This is a genomic window from uncultured Marinobacter sp. (assembly GCF_913055835.1).
Lineage (GTDB): Bacteria > Pseudomonadota > Gammaproteobacteria > Pseudomonadales > Oleiphilaceae > Marinobacter.
This window is the reverse complement of record NZ_CAJXKQ010000039.1, coordinates 1-24,476: the sequence shown is the minus strand read 5'-3', so window position 1 is coordinate 24,476 and position 24,476 is coordinate 1. Positions and strand designations below refer to the sequence as shown.

Annotated in this window: 25 protein-coding genes; 17 read left to right on the top strand and 8 right to left on the bottom strand. The window is 58.0% G+C overall.

Annotated elements, in window-relative coordinates; translation table 11 throughout:
* Positions 1-41 precede the first annotated feature (41 nt).
* The 13 genes from QZ534_RS16800 to QZ534_RS16740 all read left to right on the top strand — a co-directional run bounded on the left by QZ534_RS16800 (position 42) and on the right by QZ534_RS16740 (position 12,278).
* Positions 42-1,670: a CTP synthase gene (locus tag QZ534_RS16800; protein WP_296936090.1), complete on the top strand. Its 1,629-nt coding sequence runs from the start codon at positions 42-44 to the stop codon at positions 1,668-1,670.
* 2 nt (positions 1,671-1,672) lie between these two features.
* Positions 1,673-2,518, top strand: a complete 846-nt coding sequence (gene kdsA / locus QZ534_RS16795) for a 3-deoxy-8-phosphooctulonate synthase (protein ID WP_296936089.1) — start codon at positions 1,673-1,675, stop codon at positions 2,516-2,518.
* A 260-nt stretch (positions 2,519-2,778) separates the two neighbouring features.
* Positions 2,779-4,074, top strand: coding sequence for a phosphopyruvate hydratase (gene eno, locus QZ534_RS16790; RefSeq protein ID WP_296936087.1), 1,296 nt, complete (start codon positions 2,779-2,781; stop codon positions 4,072-4,074).
* Positions 4,075-4,279: 205 nt separating this feature from the next.
* Positions 4,280-4,552: a septum formation initiator family protein gene (locus QZ534_RS16785; protein WP_296936085.1), complete on the top strand. Its 273-nt coding sequence runs from the start codon at positions 4,280-4,282 to the stop codon at positions 4,550-4,552.
* 6 nt (positions 4,553-4,558) lie between these two features.
* Positions 4,559-5,260 (top strand): 2-C-methyl-D-erythritol 4-phosphate cytidylyltransferase, encoded by a 702-nt coding sequence (gene ispD / locus QZ534_RS16780; protein ID WP_296936083.1) that lies wholly within the window; start codon positions 4,559-4,561, stop codon positions 5,258-5,260.
* Positions 5,261-5,286: 26 nt separating this feature from the next.
* Positions 5,287-5,766, top strand: a complete 480-nt coding sequence (gene ispF / locus QZ534_RS16775) for a 2-C-methyl-D-erythritol 2,4-cyclodiphosphate synthase (protein WP_296936081.1) — start codon at positions 5,287-5,289, stop codon at positions 5,764-5,766.
* Positions 5,763-6,812 (top strand): tRNA pseudouridine(13) synthase TruD, encoded by a 1,050-nt coding sequence (locus QZ534_RS16770; RefSeq protein ID WP_296936079.1) that lies wholly within the window; start codon positions 5,763-5,765, stop codon positions 6,810-6,812. Before ispF ends, QZ534_RS16770 begins: the two co-directional genes overlap by 4 nt.
* 11 nt (positions 6,813-6,823) lie before the next feature.
* Positions 6,824-7,594, top strand: coding sequence for a 5'/3'-nucleotidase SurE (gene surE, locus QZ534_RS16765; protein ID WP_296936078.1), 771 nt, complete (start codon positions 6,824-6,826; stop codon positions 7,592-7,594).
* Positions 7,591-8,247 (top strand): protein-L-isoaspartate(D-aspartate) O-methyltransferase, encoded by a 657-nt coding sequence (locus QZ534_RS16760; protein WP_296936071.1) that lies wholly within the window; start codon positions 7,591-7,593, stop codon positions 8,245-8,247. The genes surE and QZ534_RS16760 overlap by 4 nt, the downstream gene beginning before the upstream one ends.
* Before the next feature lie 92 nt (positions 8,248-8,339).
* Positions 8,340-9,230, top strand: coding sequence for a DUF368 domain-containing protein (locus tag QZ534_RS16755; protein WP_296936103.1), 891 nt, complete (start codon positions 8,340-8,342; stop codon positions 9,228-9,230).
* A gap of 380 nt (positions 9,231-9,610) precedes the next feature.
* Positions 9,611-10,294 carry a peptidoglycan DD-metalloendopeptidase family protein gene (locus QZ534_RS16750; protein ID WP_296936069.1) on the top strand — a complete coding sequence of 228 codons (684 nt, stop codon included), beginning with the start codon at positions 9,611-9,613 and terminating at the stop codon, positions 10,292-10,294.
* Between the two features lie 207 nt (positions 10,295-10,501).
* Positions 10,502-11,497 carry an RNA polymerase sigma factor RpoS gene (gene rpoS / locus QZ534_RS16745; RefSeq protein WP_296936067.1) on the top strand — a complete coding sequence of 332 codons (996 nt, stop codon included), beginning with the start codon at positions 10,502-10,504 and terminating at the stop codon, positions 11,495-11,497.
* A gap of 205 nt (positions 11,498-11,702) precedes the next feature.
* Entirely contained in the window at positions 11,703-12,278 is a 576-nt protein-coding gene (locus tag QZ534_RS16740; RefSeq protein ID WP_296936065.1) for a chalcone isomerase family protein, read from the top strand.
* 61 nt (positions 12,279-12,339) lie between these two features.
* Here the strand turns inward: QZ534_RS16740 and nth are convergent, their stop codons facing one another.
* Genes nth through metG form a run of 8 tightly spaced genes read right to left on the bottom strand, consistent with a single transcriptional unit; the run spans position 12,340 to position 20,612 of the window.
* Positions 12,340-12,978: an endonuclease III gene (gene nth, locus QZ534_RS16735; protein ID WP_296936063.1), complete on the bottom strand. Its 639-nt coding sequence runs from the start codon at positions 12,976-12,978 to the stop codon at positions 12,340-12,342.
* Positions 12,979-13,006: 28 nt separating this feature from the next.
* Positions 13,007-13,723, bottom strand: coding sequence for an electron transport complex subunit E (locus QZ534_RS16730; protein ID WP_296936060.1), 717 nt, complete (start codon positions 13,721-13,723; stop codon positions 13,007-13,009).
* A gap of 2 nt (positions 13,724-13,725) precedes the next feature.
* Complete coding sequence (gene rsxG, locus QZ534_RS16725; protein WP_296936058.1) at positions 13,726-14,427, bottom strand: electron transport complex subunit RsxG; 702 nt, start codon at positions 14,425-14,427, stop codon at positions 13,726-13,728.
* 2 nt (positions 14,428-14,429) lie between these two features.
* A complete protein-coding gene (rsxD, locus tag QZ534_RS16720; RefSeq protein ID WP_296936057.1) occupies positions 14,430-15,479 on the bottom strand; it encodes an electron transport complex subunit RsxD in 1,050 nt (349 codons plus the stop codon).
* Positions 15,480-15,500: 21 nt separating this feature from the next.
* A complete protein-coding gene (gene rsxC / locus QZ534_RS16715) occupies positions 15,501-17,348 on the bottom strand; it encodes an electron transport complex subunit RsxC (protein ID WP_296936055.1) in 1,848 nt (615 codons plus the stop codon).
* On the bottom strand, positions 17,348-17,926 hold the full coding sequence (gene rsxB, locus QZ534_RS16710; RefSeq protein ID WP_296936053.1) for an electron transport complex subunit RsxB: 579 nt from the start codon (positions 17,924-17,926) through the stop codon (positions 17,348-17,350). Before rsxB ends, rsxC begins: the two co-directional genes overlap by 1 nt.
* Positions 17,927-17,955: 29 nt before the next feature.
* Positions 17,956-18,537 carry an electron transport complex subunit RsxA gene (gene rsxA, locus QZ534_RS16705; RefSeq protein WP_008172856.1) on the bottom strand — a complete coding sequence of 194 codons (582 nt, stop codon included), beginning with the start codon at positions 18,535-18,537 and terminating at the stop codon, positions 17,956-17,958.
* 44 nt (positions 18,538-18,581) lie between these two features.
* Complete coding sequence (metG, locus tag QZ534_RS16700) at positions 18,582-20,612, bottom strand: methionine--tRNA ligase (protein ID WP_296936050.1); 2,031 nt, start codon at positions 20,610-20,612, stop codon at positions 18,582-18,584.
* 198 nt (positions 20,613-20,810) lie between these two features.
* Between metG and apbC the strand changes: the two genes are divergently transcribed.
* The 4 genes from apbC to QZ534_RS16680 form a co-directional block, all read left to right on the top strand.
* Entirely contained in the window at positions 20,811-21,911 is a 1,101-nt protein-coding gene (apbC, locus tag QZ534_RS16695) for an iron-sulfur cluster carrier protein ApbC (protein ID WP_069184543.1), read from the top strand.
* Between the two features lie 240 nt (positions 21,912-22,151).
* Positions 22,152-22,718 carry a dCTP deaminase gene (dcd, locus tag QZ534_RS16690; RefSeq protein WP_064230566.1) on the top strand — a complete coding sequence of 189 codons (567 nt, stop codon included), beginning with the start codon at positions 22,152-22,154 and terminating at the stop codon, positions 22,716-22,718.
* A complete protein-coding gene (locus QZ534_RS16685; RefSeq protein WP_296936048.1) occupies positions 22,715-23,314 on the top strand; it encodes a YjaG family protein in 600 nt (199 codons plus the stop codon). Before dcd ends, QZ534_RS16685 begins: the two co-directional genes overlap by 4 nt.
* Positions 23,315-23,388: 74 nt before the next feature.
* The coding region (locus QZ534_RS16680; RefSeq protein WP_296936046.1) for a valine--pyruvate transaminase at positions 23,389-24,476 on the top strand (1,088 nt) is incomplete at its 3' end.

Genomic DNA, 24,476 nt, shown 5'->3' with positions numbered 1-24,476 from the left:
AATCTCCCTCCTTCACCGAACCAGACAATCACGGAATCTGCATGACGCGTTATATTTTCGTCACCGGCGGTGTCGTGTCCTCCTTGGGGAAAGGTATCGCATCAGCCTCACTGGCTGCGATCCTCGAGGCACGCGGCCTGAAGGTCACTATTCTCAAGCTGGACCCGTATATCAACGTGGACCCCGGCACCATGAGCCCGTTCCAGCACGGTGAGGTCTTTGTCACCGAGGATGGCGCGGAAACAGACCTTGATCTGGGCCACTATGAGCGCTTTATCCGCTCTCCGATGAGCAAGCGCAACAACTTCACCACCGGTCGGGTTTACGAAGAAGTGATCCGCAAGGAGCGCCGCGGCGACTACCTGGGCGGAACCGTTCAGGTGATCCCCCATATCACCGACGAAATCAAGCGGCGGGTTGTGGAAGGTGCTGCCGGCGCCGATGTGGCGCTGATTGAAATCGGTGGTACCGTGGGCGATATTGAATCCCTGCCGTTCCTGGAAGCCTGCCGTCAGTTGAAGGTAGAAGTTGGTCCGCAGCGTGCACTCTTCATGCACCTGACCCTGGTTCCGTACATTGCTACGGCTGGCGAGATCAAGACCAAGCCCACCCAGCATTCCGTCAAGGAAATGCGTTCTATCGGTCTGCAGCCGGATATCCTGCTGTGCCGCTCCGAGCATGAGGTGGATGCCAGTTCACGTCGCAAGATCGCCCTGTTCACCAACGTGGAAGAGCGGGCGGTTATTCCTCTGCAGGATGCCAAGTCTATCTACGCTATTCCGCGCATGCTGTATGAGCATGGCCTGGACCAGTTGGTTATCGAGCGCTTCGGTCTGGATGCCCGTCCTGCGGACCTGAGTGAATGGGACAACGTTGTTGAATCGTTGATGAACCCCGAGCAGGAAGTAACCATTGCCATGGTTGGCAAATACATGGAGCTTCTCGACGCTTACAAGTCCCTGATCGAATCCCTGCTGCACGCCGGCATCAAGACCCGTACCAAGGTCAATATCAACTACATTGATTCCGAAGACATCGAGCGTGACGGCACAGGCGCGCTGGCCAGCGCCGACGCGATTCTGGTGCCCGGTGGTTTCGGTGAGCGCGGCGTCGAAGGCAAGATCCGCACGGTTCAGTATGCCCGTGAGAACAAGGTACCTTACCTTGGCATCTGCCTGGGTATGCAGGTGGCAGTTATTGAATACGCCCGCAACGTGGCCGGTTTAAAAGACGCCCACAGCACCGAATTCCGTACGCACACCCCGGAGCCGGTTGTCGGCCTGATCACCGAATGGCTGGATTCCACGGGAGAGCGTGAAGAGCGCACGGAAGAGTCTGATCTGGGCGGAACCATGCGTCTCGGCGCCCAGGACTGCGTTCTTACCGAAGGTTCCACCATTGCCAACTGCTATGGCAAGAAAACCATTCGCGAGCGTCATCGCCACCGTTATGAGGTGAACAACCATTTCCTTCCAAAGCTGGAAGAAGCCGGACTCAAGATCTCGGGTCGCTCAGCGGATGGACGCCTGGTGGAAGTTGTTGAGGCGCCGGACCACCCCTGGTTTGTCGCCTGTCAGTTCCACCCGGAGTTTACCTCTACACCCCGTGACGGCCACCCACTGTTCAAGGGCTTTGTTGAGGCAGCACTGGCCAGCAAGAAAGGATCCTGAGAATGGCGCAGAGCACGGTAAACGTTTCGGGAATCGACGTCGCCAACCACAATCCGTTTGTGCTCTTTGGCGGCATGAATGTCCTTGAATCGCCGGAACTGGCCATGGAAGTGGCCCAGGCGTATGTTGAAGTGACCGGCAAGCTGGGTATCCCCTACGTTTTCAAGGCGTCTTTCGATAAAGCCAACCGGTCCTCTGTGAATTCCTTCCGTGGCCCCGGGCTGGAGAAAGGTCTTCAGATACTGGCGGACATCAAGAGCAAGTTCGGTGTTCCCATTATCTCTGACGTTCACGAGCCGGCCCAGGCCGCTCCAGCAGCCGAAGTCTGTGACATCATCCAGCTGCCGGCGTTTCTGAGCCGCCAGACTGACCTGGTGGTCGCCATGGCGAAAACCGGTGCGGTGATCAACATCAAGAAGGCCCAGTTCCTGGCACCCCAGGAAATGAAGCACATCATTACCAAGTGCGAGGAAGCCGGCAACGACAAGGTAATCCTCTGTGAGCGGGGCAGCAGCTTCGGCTACAACAACCTGGTTGTCGACATGCTGGGTTTTGGCATCATGAAGGCCATGAACGTGCCGGTGATGTTCGATGTGACCCATTCCCTGCAGATGCCGGGCGGACGAGCCGATTCTGCCGGTGGCCGCAGGGCCCAGGTGACTGACCTGGCGCTGGCGGGTATGTCCCAGGGGTTGGCAGGTTTGTTCCTTGAGGCCCATCCGGACCCGGACAAAGCCAAGTGCGATGGCCCCTGCGCCTTGCGGCTCAGCCAGCTTGAGCCCTTCCTGCAGCGGGTGAAAGCTGTGGATGATCTGGTAAAAAGCTTTAAATCGATCGACACCGCCTGATTGGCGGTGTTGGCGTTTTACGCGGACTATGGGAGCGAGCGGGAACGGCCCTGCGAAAATATAGAGGGCCATGGATGGTCCGAAACAAGCGCACATGGGTGAGGCAAGTGTTTATGAAGCGACGCTTCATGCGCAGCCGAACGACAGCAATCTACGATTGCTGGCCGGACCCGCCCACGGGTGCTCGTAGCGGTTTTCGCAGGGCCGTTCCCGCTCGCTCTGACTCCCGAATTTGAACATGAAATTGGAGACAGAAAAGAATGACCAAGATTGCCAACATCAAAGGCCGTGAGGTTCTGGATTCCCGCGGTAACCCGACTGTAGAAGCCGACGTTATCCTGGAAGACGGCACCATTGGTACCGCCTGCGCACCGTCTGGCGCTTCCACCGGTTCCCGCGAAGCGCTTGAGCTGCGCGATGGTGATGCATCCCGTTACCTTGGCAAGGGTGTTCTGAAGGCTGTAGAAGCCGTGAACAGCAAAATCCGTGATGCACTGGTCGGCAAAGATGCGGCTGATCAGCGTGGTCTGGACCAGATCATGCTGGACCTGGACGGTACCGAGAACAAGGCTAACCTGGGCGCCAACGCCATTCTGGCGGTTTCCCTGGCGGCTGCCAAAGCGGCAGCGATCTCCCTGGGCAAGCCGCTGTATGCGCACATTGCCGATATCAACGGCACTTCTGGGAAGTTCTCCATGCCGGTACCGATGATGAACATCCTGAACGGTGGCGAGCACGCGGATAACAACGTTGATATCCAGGAGTTCATGGTTCAGCCGGTGTCCGCCAAGAGCTTCTCTGAAGCCTTGCGTGTGGGCGCGGAGATTTTCCACAGCCTGAAGAAAGTGCTGAAGGCCCAGGGCCTGAACACCGCCGTTGGTGATGAGGGTGGCTTTGCGCCGAACCTGCCCTCCAACGAAGCGGCATTGGCCGTCATTCAGGAAGCAGTTGAGAAGGCCGGTTACAAGCTGGGTACCGATGTGACCCTGGCTTTGGATTGTGCCTCCTCCGAATTCTACAAGGATGGCCAGTACCAGCTGTCCGGTGAAGGCAAGAGTTTCGATTCCGAAGGCTTTGCCGACTACCTGGCCGGCCTGTGCGAGCGTTACCCGATCGTGTCCATCGAAGATGGCATGGACGAAAGTGACTGGGATGGCTGGAAAGTGCTGACCGATAAGCTCGGCAGCAAGGTTCAGCTGGTTGGCGACGATCTTTTCGTAACCAACACCAAGATCCTCAAGCAGGGTATTGAGAAGGGTGTCGGTAACTCCATCCTGATCAAGTTCAACCAGATTGGCAGCCTGAGTGAAACCCTTGATGCCATCAAGATGGCCCAGGATGCCGGCTTCACCGCTGTGATTTCCCACCGTTCCGGTGAAACCGAGGACACCACCATTGCCGATCTGGCCGTGGCCACCTGTGCCGGGCAGATCAAGACCGGCTCCCTGTGCCGTTCCGATCGTGTTGCCAAGTACAACCAGCTGCTGCGTATCGAAGAAGCTCTCGATGGCAAGGCGCCTTACCGCGGCCTGAGCGAGATCAAGGGGCAGGGCTGATCGACTGATTTGGCCGGTTCTGGCAGAGTGTCGGACCGGTGATTGGCGAAAAACTGTTAAGGCCATCGTGTTCCGAGCGAAAGCTTGGTTACGATGGCCTTTTTGTACAGGCAGTTAGAAGAATTTGTTGCTAATCTACTCTAAGGTCTATACTCAACGTCCGGCGTTGATATTTTGATTGATTTAATTTTGAACGGAATCGGCGATGAAGTTGCTCTGGACCATAATGGTGGTTGTGATTCTCCTGCTGCAGGTGCGCCTGTGGGTCGGGGAAGGCAGCTTTGCACAGGTCTGGGCGCTCGAAAAGTCCATTGCCGAGCAACGTGAAGAAAATGCCGAATTGGCGACCCGCAATGAACGTCTTTATGCCGAGGTCAGGAATTTGCGCAATGAGCAGGGCGCCGTGGAAGAGCGGGCCAGAATGAACCTTGGCCTGATACGAGAAGACGAGACCTTTTTCCTGGTTGTTGAAAACTGATTGTCTATGCCTGCTCCGAGACTCTGGCTGATTGTTCCCGCCGCCGGCATCGGCCAGCGCATGCAGGCCGGGCAACCGAAACAGTACCTTCGGATAGACCAACGTTTCATTCTAGACATCACCCTCTCACGATTGATGGATTCCGCACCTTTTTCCGGCTGCATGGTGCCACTTCATCCGGCCGATCATTGGTGGCCGGACACTGTCGCCAGCGGCGATAGCCGCATCCAGACCTGTACCGGCGGTTCTGAGAGGGCGGGTTCGGTGTTGTCGGCACTGCACGCCATGGCGGAACAGGTCAGGGATGATGACTGGGTTCTGGTTCACGATGCGGCCCGGCCGTGTCTTCATACCCGGGACCTTTCCAATCTTATTGATCAACTCTACAGCCATCCTGTCGGTGGGCTGCTGGCTTCACCCGTGGCCGATACCCTCAAGAAGGCCGGCAATGGCGAACTCCCCGAAGTGGCCGAAACAGTTGATCGAACAAATCTGTGGCGGGCGCTGACGCCACAGATGTTTCGTTATCGAATTCTTGTTGATTCCCTGGAATCTGCTCTCGCCAGAGAGCTTCCGGTAACGGATGAGTCCTCTGCCGTGGAGTTTTCCGGTAACATGCCGGTTCTGGTCGAAGGGCGGCCGGATAATATCAAGATCACGGTCCCCGCGGATCTGGCGCTCGCAGGCTTTATCCTCAGCCGGTTCTGAATTTTCGGGGTTTTCCGGAGCACATTATGCGTATTGGTCAGGGCTTTGATGTCCACGCCTTCTGTGAAGGCGACTCTGTGATTATTGGCGGCGTGAGCATTCCGCATTCCCAAGGGCTTAAGGCCCATTCCGATGGTGATGTCCTGCTGCATGCATTGGCGGATGCGCTGCTGGGTGCCGTGGCACTTGGCGATATCGGACATTTCTTTCCGGACACCAGTGATGAGTGGGCGGGCGCCGACAGCCGTGATCTTCTGCGTCGGGTGATGGGGCGCGTTCGAGACGAAGGGTTCAGTGTGGTGAACGTGGATACCACGATCATTGCACAGGCTCCGAAAATGGCACCTCACATTGATTCCATCCGACTGAATATTGCGGAAGATCTGGGCGTAGCGGCCAACCGTGTGAGCGTTAAAGCCACGACCACGGAAAAACTGGGTTTCACGGGGCGCGGTGAAGGCATTGCCTGTCAGGCCATCTGTCTGCTTGAGCCGGTGGATTCGTGACCAGCTGGCGTCTTGACTGGCCAACTTCCGGTGGTGGCCGTGTTGCTTCGGGCCGCTTGAAGACGACGCCCCGGGATTTCATTGTCGACGAGTTACTCGAAGTGCCGGAAGCCGGCTCCGATTTCGAAGCAGGCGCAACCACGGGAAGTGGAGAGCATCTCTGTCTGAAACTGGAGAAAGTGGGCGATAACACCGAATATGTTGCCCGTGAACTGGCCAGAATGGCGGATTGTCGGAGCTTTGATGTCGGCTTCTGCGGCCTCAAGGATCGGCACGCGGTCACACGCCAATGGTTCAGTCTCTATCGGCCCGGTTGTGAAGCTCGGGACGCCTTGTTGATTGAGGAAATTGCCACTCGCTGGCCAGTTCTGGCGGCCTCCCGACAGGCTCGGAAATTGCGGCGAGGGGAGCATAAAGGCAATGGCTTTGTTATCACCCTGCGAACCGTTACCGGGGAACGCGAGGTCATCGATCGTGCGTTGGCCCGCCTCGCAGATATTGGCGCTCCCAATTACTTTGGCCCCCAACGGTTCGGCAACGGTGGCGCTAACCTTGACCGGGCATTGCATCTGGATCCCGCCACCCTGAATCGTCGGGGCCGATCTGGCGGAAAAGGCCGCGGAGGCAAAAAGCGTGCTGGCAGCGACGGCTCGAAAAACGTATTGTATTTTTCGGCGGCACGTTCATGGCTGTTCAACGAGGTGCTTGCAGCTCGGGTAGAAGATGGCAGCTGGGCCGAGGCAGAGGCAACGGGACCGCTGTGGGGTGACGGCGGCACAACGGCTTCCGGGTCGCTGGCAACTCTTGAAAGGGACGTTGTTGCGCAAACCCCGGGTTTGGCGAGTCTGTTTTCGGTCACCCGGATGAAGCCAGAGCGGCGGCCCCTGTCGGTAAAGCCCGAGAGGCTCACCTGGCAGTGGCTGGCTGAGGACACCCTGGAATTGACGTTCTTTTTGTCACCCGGCCAGTACGCCACAACGATTTTGAGTGATATTTTCGAGCTTGAGGACATGAGCCTCAGCCGACATAACGAACAACAAGGCTAGCGGAGAACACTGTGCGTATTCTGTTGTCGAACGATGACGGCGTTCATTCGCCGGGGCTTATTGCCCTGTTCGAGGGATTGAAGGGGCTGGGTGAACTGGAGGTCGTAGCGCCCGACCGGGACCATAGCGGCGCCAGCAACGCCCTTACCCTCAATAGACCTTTGACCGTGGAAGAGCATCCCAACGGGTTCCGTTCTGTGGATGGCACCCCGACGGACTGTGTTCATCTGGCGGTTAACGGTCTGTTCACCGAGCCGTTCGACAGAGTAGTTTCCGGAATAAATACCCACGCTAACCTTGGCGATGACATCATTTATTCAGGTACTGTTGCCGCAGCCACCGAGGGGCGTCACCTTGGCCTTCCGGCCATTGCCGTTTCCCTGGTCAACGATGGCCACTTCCACTATGAGACAGCGGCCCGGGTGGTCCGGCTGCTGCTAGAAAACGAGCGCCCCCTGTCGCTTGGGCCGCGCTCCATCCTCAACGTAAACGTTCCGGATGTTCCCTGGGAAGACTTGCAGGGCATTCGGGTAACCCGCCTGGGCCATCGAGAGCGGGCTGAAGGCGCGGTTCCGATGACCTGTCCCCGTGGTAAGGAACGATACTGGATAGGGGCGGCAGGTGAGGGCGGCGATGCCGGACCTGGCACGGATTTCAACGCGGTCCGGGAGGGCTATGTTTCTGTTACACCGGTCCACATAGACATGACCCGGCATGAGGCTCTGTCCCGTCTCCGGGACTGGGTCGATACCCTGGCGGATTCGCCGGAGGACCGGGGATGACTGCTCAGCTTGAAGGCATCGGGATGACCTCCCGGCGCACCCGGATGCGACTGGTCCAGCGTCTCAGGGAAGCCGGCATCGAATCGGACCGGGTACTCGAGATCATGGCGGAGGTGCCACGGCACATCTTCCTGGATGAGGCCCTTTCTCACCGGGCCTATGAGGACACGTCCCTGCCGATTGGATATGGCCAGACCCTGTCCCAGCCGTACATTGTGGCGCGCATGACGGAATTGATGCTGGCTCATGGGCCATCGCGGGTATTGGAACTGGGGACCGGATCAGGCTACCAGACCTCGGTGCTCGCTCGCCTGTTTCCGGAAGTCTACAGCGTCGAGCGGATCAAGGCACTGCAGGATCGGGCCCGGGACCGGTTACGTCAGCTCAACGCCCGAAACGTGTTCCTGAAGCACGCTGACGGTGGCATGGGTTGGCCTGAACGGGGCCCTTTCGATGGCATTATCGTGACCGCTGCGCCCATTGAAGTGCCTGCCGAATTACTCGCCCAACTGGCTGACGGTGGTGTTCTGATTGCGCCTGTAGGCGAAGAGAACCAGGTATTGGTGGAGGTAACCCGCCGGGGCGACCGTTTCGACCACAAAGAGCTGGAGCCGGTCCGGTTTGTACCGCTGCTGGGCGGGGTTGTCCGATAGGCATGGTTGACTCCGTAAGACTTGGCTCCGACGCTGATAACGAAACGGCCCGAAATCATCATCCCGCGGCAGTCTTTCTGCGGGGTATAGCTATGGGCGCGGCTGATATTGTTCCCGGTGTGTCCGGGGGCACCATTGCATTTATTACCGGCATCTATTTCCGGCTCCTTGAAGCGATCAACGCCGTTCCCGCGGCAGTCTTCCAGCACCTGGTGCGGGGAAAGTTCAGGGCTTTCTGGCGCGTTTGTGACGGGACCTTTCTGGTCTGTTTGCTGGCGGGCATTCTGACAAGTATCGCCACACTGGCCTCCGCCATCAGCTATTTGCTGGTGGCGTATCCTATCCTGATCTGGAGTTTTTTCTTCGGCTTGATTGTGGCCTCGGTGTGGCATGTGGGGCGTCAGGTCCGGCACTACAAACCCGCTTTGCTGATCCCGCTACTAGTGGGTGTTGCTGTCGCCTGGTGGGTAACCACCCTCTCCGCAAGTGAACTCTCGCCGTCTGCACTGGCGTTTTTCGGCGCCGGCGCGCTTGCGATCTGTGCCATGATTCTTCCCGGCATCTCGGGCAGTTTTATACTGGTTATTATCGGTATGTATGCTCCCGTGCTGGCAGCGATCAAATCGTTTGAGGTGGGCATTCTGCTATTGTTTATGGCAGGTTGCGTGGTTGGCCTGTTATCCATTGCCCGCCTGATCACCTGGGCGTTCCATCATTTCCACGATCTGGTGCTCGCTTTGCTCACTGGCTTCATGATCGGGGCGCTCAACAAAGTCTGGCCCTGGAAGGAAACGCTCAGTTGGCGGGTTAACAGCTCTGGTGAAAAAGTGCCTCTGAATGAGTCCAGTGTCTGGCCCTGGACCTTCGCGGAACAGGCAGGGCAGGACCCCCAGGTGCTTTTCGCCGTGGTCATGGCACTGGCTGGTTTCGGCCTTGTTCTGCTGGTGGAATGGATCGGTTCCCGGCGCGAGAGTGTTACCTAACGCACAAAACGGGTGTTTCGTGAGGTAACAGGGGTGGCCGGGTAGTAACTTGGTTTCCTGCGAGAAATGTGCAATATATTAGCAAGTTACTTTAAAAAGTTTAGAAACTGCTTCGATAATCAAGATGATTTATACGGATTTTTCATAACTGGGTCATTTTTATTCCTGTGAGATTTTTTCGTGGGCTAGTCAGTGCCGTTCTACCGGTCTCCCCGCGGTTCCTTTCCGGTGCCTCTGAACCCTCTCGTCCTGCGGAAAAAAAGCCAACCAGGCTTTTACTGTTCTTCCCTTTCATCGCCTTGCTGTTTTTGTCTGGCTGTAACACGCCGGCACTCTACCAGGACGACATCTATAATCCCCCTGTCTATTGGGGGCGGCATGTGGTCCAGCCTGGTGAAACCCTGTACAGCATCGCCTGGCGGTATGGTCGAGACTACCGTGAGCTGGGTGATGCCAATGGGATTGGCCCGCCATGGAATCTCAAGGCAGGGCAGGTACTTCGTCTGGACCTTCGCGGAAGTGTAACCTCGGGCAGTCAGACTACCACTGCCAGCAGACCGGCTGCCCCGGCAAGCAAAGCGCCGAGCAGGGCCTCGCCGCCAAAACAGACAGCGACCACGGCGCCGAAACCTGCGGTAACCAGGGCACCCAGTAAGGGCGCGCCGCTGGCCTCCCAGACCCAGACGGTGGCCCGGATTGAATGGCGCTGGCCTCACGTTGGCACTGTAATTGCTGGCTATTCAACATCCGGAAAAGTCAATAAAGGTATTGATATTGCCGGGCAAGCCGGGGATGCTGTAAGAGCTGCGGCCACCGGGAATGTGGTCTATGCCGGTAACGGGTTGCTTGGATACGGCAATCTGATTATCGTGAATCACAACGAGCACTATTTGAGTGCTTACGCTCACAACCGGAAGATTCTGGTGCAGGAAGGGGAGGATGTGAAAGCCGGGCAGGTGATCGCAGAGCTCGGTAGCAGTGGCGCTGAACGACCCATGTTGCATTTTGAGATCCGCAAGAATGGCAATCCGGTTGATCCAGTCCACTATCTGCCACCGCGCTAACGAATGATGCAGTCAGCAGGCTGCTCAGATCCCACACCCCGGCACTGACAGGAACACCGCGTTCGCAAGAAAAACAAGAACGGTACAAGGCCGTGACAGGCCGACCAACAAAATGTCCTGAAGAAAAAAGCATGAACACAAAGACGTCCGCAATAACAAGAAGTATCGGGCGAACATCCAGGATTATTGAGAGGCGGGGCAAGACAAATGTCAGCAGAGCAAGAAGACATCATCATTGATCGCGTGTCGGACATGGACGATGCCGAGGATCAACTGTTAGCAGAAGAAAAAGTCGATAAAGAGGCTACCGAAGAGGTGGCTGAAGTCGAAGAAGATTTTCCCGCTCAGGGACGTTATTTCACCAGTCAAAAACAGCTGGATGCCACTCAGCTGTACCTCAACGAAATTGGATTTTCACCACTCCTTACGCCGGAAGAAGAGGTCTACTTTGCCCGTCTGGCTCGAAAGGGAGAGGAGTCCGGTCGCAAACGTATGATCGAGAGCAACCTTCGTCTTGTAGTGAAGATTGCCCGTCGGTACGTGAACCGGGGCCTGACACTGCTGGACCTGATCGAAGAGGGCAACCTCGGTCTGATCAGGGCGGTTGAGAAATTCGACCCGGAGCGTGGCTTCCGCTTCTCCACGTACGCCACCTGGTGGATTCGCCAGACCATTGAGCGGGCCATCATGAACCAGACCCGCACCATCCGTCTGCCGATTCATGTGGTCAAGGAACTCAACCTTTACCTGCGTGCGGCGCGGGAGCTGACTCAGAAACTGGATCATGAGCCGTCGGCCGAAGAAATCGCGAGAATGGTCGATAAGCCGGTAGCCGACGTGAAGCGCATGCTTGGCCTGAATGAGCGCGTGGCATCGATGGATACACCCATCGGCACTGGAGGTGAAAAGTCGCTTCTGGACACCGTGGCTGACGAGGGTGCTTCAGATCCGGCGGATCTCCTGCAGGACAACAACATGTGCTCCTGCCTGGAAAAGTGGATCGATCAGCTCAGTGACAAGCAGCAGGAAGTCTTGTCACGCCGGTTTGGTCTTCGGGGCTACCCGGTCAGTACGCTGGAGGAAGTGGGGCAGGAAATCGGTCTGACCCGCGAACGCGTCCGGCAGATCCAGGTTGAGGCGCTACGTCGTCTGCGCGAAATTCTGGAGAAGGAAGGCTTGTCCGGAAACCTGCTTTTCAAATAAGCCCTTCTGATCTTCCGATAGAAAAGCCGGCCAGGGTATTCCTGGCCGGCTTTTTTGTGTTTCAGGATCGCTGCAAATGAGAACCAGGTTGCGCACTGCCCGCCAGCCTCGTTGGTAGAATGCCGTGACCGGGCGGGGATAAGGGTGTCGAAACCCGGTGCACGAATGAAACACGTCAATAATAACGATCGAAAAGGAAAGGACTATGAAGAAGGCTCTTACAACCGGCTTTGCCTCGTTGGTAATGACGGCCCTGCTGTCGGCACCGGCGGCTGCACTCACCGTGGAAGGTGTTGATGTTCCGGATACCTATTCAACCATGGATACTGAACTGAAGCTCAATGGCGCAGGTACCCGTTCCAAGTGGTTCATGGATCTGTATGTCGGAGGCCTGTACGTCCCGGAGACCATCGACGATGGCGAGGCCGTGATTAACGCAGATGAGCCCCAGGCGATTACTCTGCATATCATTTCCGGCATGATTACCAGCGAACGTATGACGGAGGCGACCCTGGAGGGTTTTGAAGCCTCTACCGACGGCGATATGGCGTCTATCCAGGAGGATGTTGACCAGTTCATGGCCGTGTTCGAGGAAGAGATCACCGAGGGTGACGTATTTGATCTGGTGTATCTGCCGGGCGAGGGCGTTCGCGTTCTCAAGAACGGTGAGCACAAGGACACCGTTGGCGATCTGGCCTTCAAAAAGGCCCTGTTCGGAATCTGGCTGTCTGATAAGCCGGCACAGAAGGATCTGAAAGAGAAGATGCTTGGCCAGCGCTGATTAAGCCTTGCTTCTGGAAAACGAAAAGCCGGCAACATGCCGGCTTTTTTACGACCTCAGTTCAGAGATAGTCCCGTTTCTGCTTGAACTCGCAAAGGTCCTCGATGATACAGGCGCCGCATTTGGGCTTTCGGGCAGTACAGGTGTAGCGGCCGTGCAGAATCAGCCAATGGTGCGCGTCCAGCAGGAACTCCTTCGGCACCAGGCGCATCAACCGGTTTTCCACCTCGAGAACATTCTTGCCCGGAGCGATGCCGGTTCGGTTCGACACCCGATAGATATGGGTATCCACGGCCATTGCCATGTGGCCGAAGGCGGTATTCAGGACCACGTTTGCGGTTTTGCGACCGACTCCCGGCAGTGCCTCAAGATCTTCCCGGCGTTCCGGTACCTGGCCGCCATGTTTTTCAACCAGGATGCGGCAGGTTTTGATCACATTCTCGGCCTTGCTGTTGAACAGGCCGATGGTCTTGATGTACTCCTTCAGGCCATCAACCCCGAGCGCGAGGATGGCCTCGGGCGTGTTGGCTACCGGAAAGAGTTTGTCGGTGGCCTTGTTCACGCCCACGTCCGTGGCCTGGGCCGACAGAATAACCGCAATCAGCAGCTCGAACGGGCTGGAATAGTTCAGCTCGGTGGTCGGATTGGGGTTGGCCTCCCGGAGACGGGTGAAGATCTCAATGCGTTTCTGTTTATTCATCAGCTCTCAGTCTTCTGCAACCAGGAGATCAGGAAACGTTGCCGGTAACCCGGACCCGTTTGCTGCCCGCTGCCACGGGTGCTGGTTCATTGGCTTTGCGGCGCTCTTCCAGGTGATTGTCGATTCCGTTCTTGAGGGCGATCAGCAGGCCGAGACCAATGAACGCGCCCGGTGGAAGAATCATGAACAGCATGTCCGGGTAATTGTCGAACGGACGTAACACCCAGTCGGCGGCAACGGGGCCGAGCAGCAGGTGCATGTCGACAAAAAGAGTGCCCTGTCCGATCAGTTCCCGAAGCCCGCCGAGAACCACCAGAACCGCGAGAAAACCGAGGCCCATCATGGCTCCGTCCAACAGTGCCGGGAGTGGAGGATTCCTCGAGGCAAAGGCGTCGGCCCTGCCCAGGATGGCACAGTTGGTGACAATCAATGGAATGAAAATACCCAGGATCAGGTACAGCTCATAGGTAAAGGCTTGCATCAGCAGCTCGGCGCAGGTCACGAATGAGGCGATGATCATCACAAACGCGGGCAGACGCACAGACTCGCTCACGAAATTGCGAATCAGCGACACCGCGAGATTGGACCCCATGAGCACCATGAGTGTGGCCAGGCCCAGACCGATGGCGTTAACAACGGTGCTGGTCACTGCCAGAAGAGGACAGAGCCCAAGCACCTGGACGAGGGCGGGGTTGTTGCCCCAGAGCCCGTCCCGGACGATTTCGCTGGATGATTTGGTTGCCATGATCAGGAATGCTCCGTATTGGACGATTCACCGGCAATTGCTTCAGGGTTCAGAGTGCTGTCTCTCGGTGACGGTTCTTCATTGAGCCGCTCACGAATAATCCGACGATTTTCCCGAAAGTAGATCAATGCCTTCTGAACAGCTTTCACCACAGCCCTTGGTGTGATGGTCGCGCCGGTGAACTGATCGAACTCTCCACCATTCTTTTTGACGTTCCACTCTCGATGCGGGGGCCTGCCCAGAGAGCGGCCATCAAAGCTCTTGATCCAGTCGGATTTCCGGGTCTCGATCTGGTCTCCCAGCCCCGGCGTTTCTTTATGGTTGGTTACCCGCACGCCGAGAATGGTTCCCTGCATATCCACGCCCACCAGGAGGTGGATTTTTCCGGAGTACCCGTCCGGGGCCACCACGGGCATGATCATGCCAATGGGGCGCTCGTTCTGTCGAGCCACCCAGACGGTCAGGGGGCCGGGCTGCGCCAGCCGCTCACTGGCGGGTAGCTGCACAGTGTCCCTGAGCAGATCGTTGTTGTGCCGGCTTTCCGGAATAATTTCATAGAGGGCCTGGGCCTCGGCACGGGCCGCCTGTTCACGAATGCGCTCCTCGGTGGCCACCTGGGTCACGGCGATGGTGCCACCGGTGATCACGGCGAACAAGCCGAGCCCGATGGCACTGCGACGAATGGACTGTGCAACTGCAGCCATGATTATCCCTGACTCCCCGGCACACCCCGACGGGCCTTGTGATGGCCGTATGTCCTCGGAGGTGTGTAATGGTCGATGAACGGTACGGCAAAATTCATCAGCAGAACGCTGAACGCCACGGCGTCCGGATAATTGCCCCAGGTACGGATCAGGTAGATCAGGATGCCAATCCCGGCCCCGTAGATCAGTTTGCCCTGGTGGCTGGTAGCGGCCGATACCGGATCGGTGGCGATAAAGAACGCACCCAGCATGGTTCCACCTGCCAGCAGATGCAGTGAGAGCGGTGTGTATAGGTCGGCATTGCTGCCAAAAGCCACGCTCATTACGATCAGGCCGCCAAGAAATCCTGCCGGAATATGCCAGCTGATAATGCGCAGACCGATGAGTAGCAGGCCTCCGGCCAGAAACGCGGCGTTGACCCACTCCCACCCTTTGGCGATCCCCGCACCAAAGGTCGGGTGATTGAGAACCTCGGCCGCGGTGTGGGTGTTTATCTTGTGTTTGTACTCGTCAAGCGGCGTTGCCATGGTCCAGCCGTCCAGCGCTGTTTGCTGGCCGGAGGCAATGGTCGCCAGGGTTTCACCAAAGCCGGGTGCTCCGTCCCAGAGCATGGCAGGTTCCGCCCAGTTGGTTGTCATGGCCACCGGAAATGAAACCAGAACCAGGGCGTAGCCCACCATGGCGGGGTTGAACGGGTTTGAGCCCAGCCCGCCGTATAGTTGCTTGGCAACAACGATGGCTGAAATCACCGCGACGGCGGAGACCCACCAGGGCGCAAACTGAGGCAGTGAAAGGCCCAGTAGAAGGCCTGTGACGGCTGCTGTATTGTCCTTGATGAAGAACGCCACAGGTTTCTTCCTGAGCTTCAGCAGGGCGGCTTCAGAGGCGATCGCCAGCCCGACACAGAAGACCACGTTAATCAGGTTGCCCCAGCCAAAGAACAGAGTCTGGGCCAGCAGGCCAGGCAAGGCCGCAATAAGCACCCACAACATCACACGGGACGTTGGCCGGGCACTGTGTGCGTGGGGCGATGACTGCTGAACGAATGCCATGGATGTGGTGCCTGATCTCGGTTAGTGGGTTGGCTGGGATTCAGTTGAGCCGGCGGCCAGCTTTTCTCTGGCTTCAGACAGCGCCTCTTCAGCCCGTTGTACCCGGTCGTGGTTCTTGGCAACGGCCCGCTCCAGCTTTTCTACGTTGTCTGCCTGCTGGGCTTTAGCATCATCAAGCATGCCTTGCATGGTTTCCAGCTTGGACCGGGCCTGAGTCAGTTGCTTTTCAAGGGCCTCAATATCCGGTTTTTGCTCTGCAGGCGGGGCACTGGGGGTCGGCTGCGCGCTGGGGGCAGGCGGCTGAGATGCCTCCGCCTTTGCTTTCTTGCGGGCCAGGGCCTGTTCAACCAGTGCGGACTTGGCGGCCCGCTCATCAACGGCCTCACCCTCGGCCGCAGCTTTCTCGGCTTCGGCCTGCTTCTTGGCTGCCGCTTCGGCTGCGGCCTTTGCGCGCTCCTTCCGCCTGAGCTCTTTTTCCTGCTGCTCGCGCTCCAGGCGGGCCTGGCGGGCCTCGAACCGTTCACGGGCCCGGTCTGCCTTCAACTGCTCGGCCTGTTGGGCACGGATTTCGCCCTTGGCGAATCGATAGTACTGAACCAGTGGAATGGAACTCGGGCACACGTAAGAACAGGCCCCGCATTCGATGCAGTCGAACAGGTTCAGGTGTTCCGCTTTTTCAAACTCGGTGGCCTTGGCGTGCCAGAAAAGCTGTTGCGGCAATAATTCCATGGGGCAGGCTTCGGCGCATTGCCCGCAGCGAATGCAGGGCTGCTCCGACGGGGGTGCCGGCAATTCAGTGGCGGTCGCGGCGATCACGCAGTTGGTGGTCTTGATCACCGGTACTGCTTCCGTGGTCAGCGTGTAGCCCATCATGGGTCCGCCGAGGACCAGGCGGCTGACGGTGTCCTGGTTGATACCGGCCTGCTCCAGCAGATGTTCAATCGGCGTGCCGATAAGAGCTTCGAAATTGCCCGGTTCCCGGACGGCTTCTCCGGTGATGGTCACCACACGGGAGATCAGCGGTGTTCCTTCAAAAACCGCCTGTGCCACGGCCACCGCGGTTCCTATATTCTGGCACATCACACCGATATCGGCCGGAATGCCGCCGCTGGGCACTTCCATGCCGGTCAGTATCTGGATCAGCTGCTTTTCACCACCCGAGGGATACTTGGTCGGAATAACCGCAATTTCGGTCTGGGTGCCTTCAGTGGCTTTTCGAAGGGCGGCAATGGCCTCCGGCTTGTTGTCTTCAATGCCGATCACGCAACGCTCGGGGCGCAGAATCCAGGCCATGATTTTCAGGCCGGCGACCACCTCGTCGGCTTTTTCCCGCATGGTCATGTCGTCAGCGGTGATGTAGGGCTCACATTCGGCACCGTTGAGGATGAGCGTGCTTACCTTGCGGTCCCGCGGTGGCCGGAGTTTGATGTTGGTGGGAAAGCCGGCGCCGCCCATGCCGGATATTCCGGCATCGCGGATGATCTGCAGAACCTGGTCCCGCTCCAGCGCACGGTAGTCTTTCACGGGACTGCGCTGGCACCACTGGTCCTCACCATCCGGTTTCAGGGTGATGCACCGGTCGGCCATACCGGAAGGATGGGGCACTGGGTAGTCGGCGATGCTTTCAATAACGCCGGACGTTGGGGCATGAACGGGAACGCCCATGCCCGTTTTCACATCGGCAATTTTCTGGCCCTTCAATACCCGTTCGCCCACTTCGACAATGGCTTCGGCTGGATCGCCAATGTGCTGCTGAAGTGGCAGAATCAGGTAGTCCGGCACGCCAGCGTTGCGAATCGGGCGGGCGGTGGAAACGTCTTTGTGTTCCGGAGGATGGATGCCGCCGGAGAAGTCCCAGAGTTGAGTCATCAGGCGCTGGCTCCCTGGCGATCGGTGGCAATGAGTCCGGATTTGGGCGGTGTCCAGGTCCAGGTGCGAATGTCCGGTTCCACCGTCACCATGTCGATGCAATCTACCGGGCAGGGATCAACACACAGATCGCAACCGGTGCACTCGCTCTCAATTACCGTGTGCATGTGTTTGGCGGCGCCGAGAATGGCATCCACCGGGCAGGCCTGGATGCACTTGGTGCAACCGATGCACTCGTCTTCGCGGATAACCGCCACCCTTTTGACCTGCTCAACGCCATGCTCGGCGTCCAGTGGCTCGGGCTCCACATCAAGGAGGTCGGCCAGTGCCTTGATGGTGGACTCGCCACCCGGCGGGCACTTGTTGATGGGGCCACCTTCGGCAATGGATTCAGCGTAGGGCCGGCATCCGGGATAGCCGCACTGGCCGCATTGGGTCTGGGGCAGAAGGGCATCGATCTGGTCGACCAGGGGATTTCCCTCTACCTTGAATCGTTCGGCCGCAAATCCGAGCAGGCCGCCGAAAATAACGGCAAGGGCCAGAAGAACCACAACGGCAACAAGAACGCTTGTCCACATAACCTGTTACTCCTAATCCCGCCAGCCGGTCAAACGCTGACCAGGCCGCCAAAGCCCAGGAAAGCCAGAGCCATCAGCCCGGCCGTAACCAGGCCGATGGCGGCACCGCGAAAGGCAACCGGCACGTCGGCCACGGCGATACGCTCACGCATGGCCGCAAACAGCACCAGAACCATGGAAAAGCCCGCCGCTGCGCCAAATCCATACAATACCGACTCAACGAAGTTATTGTTCTTGTTGATGTTCAGAAGGGCGACGCCGAGCACCGCGCAGTTCGTGGTGATCAGCGGAAGGAAAATACCCAGCACTCGATAGAGGAGTGGGCTTGTCTTGCGAACCACCATCTCTGTGAACTGCACCACCACGGCAATAACCAGAATGAACGTGATGGTCCTGAGAAACGCCAGATCCAGTGGTTCCAGCAGATAGGTATAGGCGAGGTAACTGCACACTGATGCCAGGGTCAGCACAAACGTGGTGGCCAGCGACATGCCCATGGCTGTCTCCAATTTTCCGGAGACGCCCATGAACGGGCACAGGCCCAGGAACTGAACCAGTACAAAATTGTTCACCAGAATGGTGCTGACCAGAATCAGCAGATATTCGGTCATTTACCTTGCTCCATTGGACCCCTGCCAGCGTTGCCTGGCCGCCCTTACATAATCCGCATGCCGGGGGTGGCGCCGGAATCCGGGGACAGGATAAAGATATCTTTGCCACCGGGGCCTGCCGCCAGAACCATGCCCTCGGACATCCCGAACTTCATCTTCCGTGGCTTGAGGTTAGCAACCATCACCGTCAAACGACCTTCGAGATCTTCCGGCTTATAGGCAGACTTGATACCAGCAAACACGTTGCGCTCGCCATGCCCTACGTCAAGGGTTAGGCGAAGAAGCTTATCGGCGCCTTCCACGTGCTCGGCTTTGACAATTTTAACAACCCGAAGATCCACTTTTGCGAAATCGCCAAATTCTATTTCATCGGCGATAGGCTCAAGATTGGCCTCAGGTGCCGGCTTGCCGGTCGCTGCAGGCAATTCCTCTTTGGAGGCCTCCAGCATTTTCTCGATCTGGGCCATGTCCACACGGCTCATCAGCGGCTTGAACTTGTCGATGCCGTGGTTCTCCAGCCGCGCCTTACGGTTGTTCCAGTCCAGGGGCGCATTCAGGAACGCCTCGGAAGCCTTGGCGGTTTCCGGCAGTACCGGCGCCAGGTACGTCATCAGAAGATGGAACATGTTGATGGCGTTGGTGCAGATGGCCTGCAGCTTTTCATCCTGGCCTTCCTGCTTGGCGATCACCCAGGGCTGTTCGTCGTTGACGTACTGGTTGGCGACGTCCGCCAGTTCCATGATCCGACGCATCGCACGGCCGAATTCGCGGGTCTCGTAGAACTCCTCGATTTCCTTGCCGGCCTCGATGAACTCCTTCATTTTGGCGTGCTCGGTCACCTGGCCCAGTTGGCCGTCGAAGCGCTTGGTAATGAAACCAGCACTGCGGCTGGCAATGTTGACGACCTTGCCCACCAGATCCGAGTTCACCCGTGCCGCAAAGTCTTCAAGATTCAAATCCATGTCATCCACGCTACCGGTCAGCTTGGCGGCGAAGTAGTAGCGCAGGTATTCCGGGTTCAGATGGTCCAGGTAGGTGCGAGCCATGATGAATGTGCCGCGGGACTTGGACATTTTCTTGCCGTTAACGGTGACAAAGCCGTGGGCCCAGACTGCGGACGGTGTGCGGAAGCCGGCATCGTGCAGCATCGACGGCCAGAACAGCGCGTGGAAGTTGATAATGTCCTTGCCGATGAAGTGGTAGACCTCGGCTTCGGAATCCGCTTTCCAGAAGTGCTCGAAATCGATGCCTTCCCGGTTGCACAGGTTCTTGAAGCTGGCGAGGTACCCGATGGGCGCATCCAGCCACACGTAGAAGTACTTTCCTGGCGCGTCCGGAATCTCGAAACCGAAGTAGGGCGCATCACGGCTGATGTCCCATTCCTGAAGTCCGGCGTCCAGCCATTCCGCGAGCTTGTTGGCCACCTGGGGCTGGAGCGTGCCGCTGCGGGTCCACCTGGCCAGAAAATCCTGGAAATCCGGCAGCTTGAAGAAATAGTGCTCGGATTCCTTCTCGATCGGCGTGGCGCCGGAAACCGCTGAGCGCGGATTGATCAGCTCGGCCGGCGTATAGGTAGCGCCGCAGGCCTCACAGTTATCCCCGTACTGGTCCTCGGTCTTGCACTTGGGGCAGGTGCCCTTGATGAACCGGTCCGCCAGGAACATGTTCTTTTCAGGGTCGTAGGACTGGGTAATCTTGCGCGTGGCGATGTGCCCGTTTTCCTGGAGCTGACGGTAGATGTACTCCGAGAACTGACGGTTCTCCTCGGAATGCGTGGTGTAATAGTTGTCAAAGCGGATATGGAACCCACCGAAGTCTTCCTGGTGCTCCTCGCGGATCCGGTCGATCAACTGCTCCGAGGTAATACCTTCCCGCTCGGCTCGCAGCATGATGGCGGTGCCATGGGCATCATCGGCGCAAACGTAGTAACAGTTCTGGCCCCGCATCTTCTGGTAGCGCACCCAGATATCGGTCTGAATGTATTCCAGCAGGTGCCCGAGATGGATAGGGCCGTTGGCGTACGGCAGGGCGCTGGTAACCAGAATATCGCGCTGTTGCTTGCTCGCTTGCGTCATGGTGATGTCCGAACCTTATGTTGACACGGGTTGGAGAGACAAAACGGGGAACTGGCGGCTGTCTTGATTGATTGCCCCAGGTAAAGACCCCATATGGTCAGAAACGGGCACAGATGATACCTTCCGAGCAGATAATTTTCACCCGAATCACCTGTTTCCGTGCTTAAAATCGAGCATGAGCTTATTCCGGAGAACCCGATGACACAGATTTCTGAGCAGGCCCTGCAAGCTGCGGTTCGCGAGTACCGCGATCCCTACCTCAACAAGGACCTCTACGAGCTGGGTGCCGTCAAATCCCTGAACGCCGACGACAACGGAAACGTCACCCTCATGGTGGAATTGCCGTACCCCTCAAAAGGCATTGCTGGCGCCCTGAAACAACTGGTCGGTAACGCCCTGGAAGACGTCGACGGTGTCGAGAATGTCGACGTCCACGTGGGCCAGAAAATCCACTCCTACAAAGTCCAGAAAGACCTGCCCTCGGTGCCCGGCGTGAAAAACATCATCGCCGTCGCCTCGGGCAAGGGTGGCGTGGGCAAATCCACCACCGCCGTCAACCTCGCGCTGGCCCTGCAGGCCGAAGGCGCCAGGGTCGGCATCCTCGACGCCGACATCTACGGCCCCAGCATCGGCATGATGCTCGGCGTGCCCGAAGGCAAACGCCCGGACACCCGCGAAAACAAATACTTCGTCCCCATGGACGCCCACGGCCTCCAGGCCAACTCCATGGCCTTCGTCGTTACCGAGAAAACCCCCATGGTCTGGCGCGGGCCCATGGTCAGCGGCGCCGTGATGCAGCTGCTCCAGCAGACCCTCTGGAACGAACTCGACTACCTCATCGTCGACATGCCTCCCGGCACCGGCGACATCCAGCTCACCCTGGCCCAGAAAGTCCCGGTAACCGGCGCCGTCATCGTCACCACGCCCCAGGACATCGCCCTCCTGGACGGCAAAAAAGGCATCGAAATGTTCCGCAAAGTCGACATCCCCGTGCTGGGCGTGGTCGAAAACATGAGCGTCCACATCTGCAGCAACTGCGGCCACGAAGAACCCCTCTTCGGCCACGGCGGCGGAGAACGCATCGCCGAAGAATACGACACAACCCTCCTCGGCCAGCTGCCCCTGCACATGACCATCCGCGAACAGACCGACGGCGGCACCCCCTCGGTGATCGCCGAACCGGACTCCGAAGTGGCCCGTCGTTACCGCGATATCGCGAGAAGAGTAGGGGCCGAACTGTCCACTCGGGAGCGGAACCTTTCCGGTTCGATCTCAAGCGTTTCAGTGACCGAGCATTGATCGATTTTTTCCTGCGGGTTTGCACAAGGCTTGCTCGCGGTTGCAGGGATAGCGTTCCAAAAATGTCGAAGGCCAGGGACGGCCTGAGACAAGCGCACATGGATGTGCTCGTAGCGGTTTTTGGAACGCTATCCCTGTAACCGCAGCCCCCTCAAGGCGGAACCTCCGTGGGCTTCGACAGACCCCAAGGGAACAGGTAAACTACGCCCCAATTTTCCCAGTGGATACGAGACTTCGCCAATGAGCATCAAATCCGACAAGTGGATTCGCCGGATGTCCGAACAACACGGCATGATCGAACCGTATGAAAGCGGACAGGTTCGTGAAACCGAAAAAGGCCGCGTGATCTCCTACGGCACCTCCAGCTACGGCTACGACGTACGCTGCAGCAACGAATTCAAAATCTTCACCAACGTCCACTCCGCCACCGTGGACCCGAAGAACTTCGACGAAAACAGCTTCGTCAACTACACCGGCGACGTCTGCATCATCCCGCCGAACTCCTTCGCGCTGGCCCGCACCGTTGAATACTTCCGCATCCCGCGCAGCGTCCTGACAATCTGCCTGGGCAAATCCACCTATGCTCGTTGCGGCATTATCGTCAACGTCACCCCGCTGGAGCCGGAATGGGAAGGCCAGGTTACCCTGGAATTTTCCAACACCACCAACCTGCCGGCCAAGATCTACGCCAACGAAGGCGTCGCCCAGATGCTGTTCTTCGAATCCGACGAGATCTGTGAAACCAGCTACAAAGACCGGGGCGGCAAGTATCTTGGCCAGACCGGCGTGACCCTGCCCAGGACATGAACGCCAACCAGTTCCTGAAAGCCGTTTCACAACTGCAGGGCTGGCGCGAATGCGCCTTCCTGCTGGCCCTGGCCGAGCGTTCATTCCCCAATTACGCCCTGTTTGCCGATGCCATGGACCTGAAGACCGGTGCCAAAATGCGCCAGCTTCTGGATCTTGGCTGGGATTTGCTCCAAAAGGACGTCTCCGAATCGGCGATCCCGCAGTTGCTTGCCAAGCTGGAAACCCTGTCGCCAGACGTAGAAGCCTACGACGCCTACGGTGTGTACCCGGCTTTCGACTTCTGTCAGCTTCTGGAGCAGGCCCTGCTGAACCGCCTGAACCCGGCCAAGCACCGTGCTACAGATGCCTCGCAAATGGCCACCGGCACTGTCATGAACTTTATCGAGCTGTCCGAAGGGGAGGAGCTCGAGGAAGACGAACTCGTTCGTCTGCTTGATCATCACCCGTTGATGAAAGAAGACAAAACCTTCCAGCGCGAGCTGGTCCTTGAGCTCAAGCGTCAGCGCACACCAACCGATCAGTTCGTGGCCCGTCTCCGGAAGGATGCGGCCAACGAGGGCGTCAGTAACCTTGGCATTTCGCTCAGCGAATAAACGTTGGGGATTGAGCAGGCTACACTTCTGGTATTACCCGTTTTTTCAGATTCAGGTCAGATGGATTTTATCCCATGAAACTCTCTGCTTTTGGTCGCAAGTTCACCGCCGATGCCGGCATCACCTCCCTGATGGATGACCTGGGGAATGCCATGGCATCCGGCGACGACATGATCATGATGGGAGGCGGCAATCCCGGGCACATTCCCGAGATCCAGCAGAGAGTTCAGGAAATTCTGGCGGATATGAGCCGCGACGAGGGCGATGTGCGCCGGCTGGTCGGTATCTACGATCCACCCCAGGGCGAAAAGCAGTTTATCGCCTCGCTGGCTGAACTGCTCAACCGGGAGTATGGCTGGGGCCTGAAGCCCGAGAATATTGCTCTGACCAACGGCAGTCAGGCGGCGTTCTTCATGCTGTTCAACATGTTTGGTGGCGATTATGGGGAAGGCAATCGCAAGCATATCCTGCTGCCACTCGCGCCCGAGTATATCGGCTACGCCGATGCCGGCATCGAACCGGGCCTGTTCCACGCGGTTCAGCCGGATATCTCGTTCACTGATGCCCACGAATTCAAGTATCGGGTGGATTTTGACGCCGTGGAAGTGACCGGCGAGACCGGGGCCATCTGCGTGTCGCGGCCTACCAATCCGACCGGTAACGTCGTTACTGATGAGGAACTCGCGCGACTAGAAGAGCTTGCTCGCCAACACGATATTCCACTGATCGTTGACGGCGCCTATGGCACGCCTTTCCCCAGCTTGCTGTTCGTCGACGCCAGCCCCACCTGGAACGACCAGATAATCCTCTGTCTGAGTCTCTCGAAGCTGGGCCTGCCCGCAGCGCGGACCGGTATCGTCATTGCGGCCGAGCCGGTAATCAAAGCGCTCTCCGGGATTAACGCCATTATGAATCTGGCGACGGGCAGTTTTGGCGCCATGCTCGCGGAGCCGCTGGTTCGCTCCGGTGAGATCCTGTCCCTGAGCCGGGATGTGGTTTGCCCGTTCTACAAAGCGAAGATGGAGCGGGCGGTGGCTGCCTTTCGGGAAGCCATGGGAGAGGACAGCTGCCGCTGGTATGTTCACAAACCCGAAGGCGCCATGTTCCTGTGGCTCTGGTTCCCGGATCTGCCGATTACCAGCCTGGCGCTGTACCAGAGGCT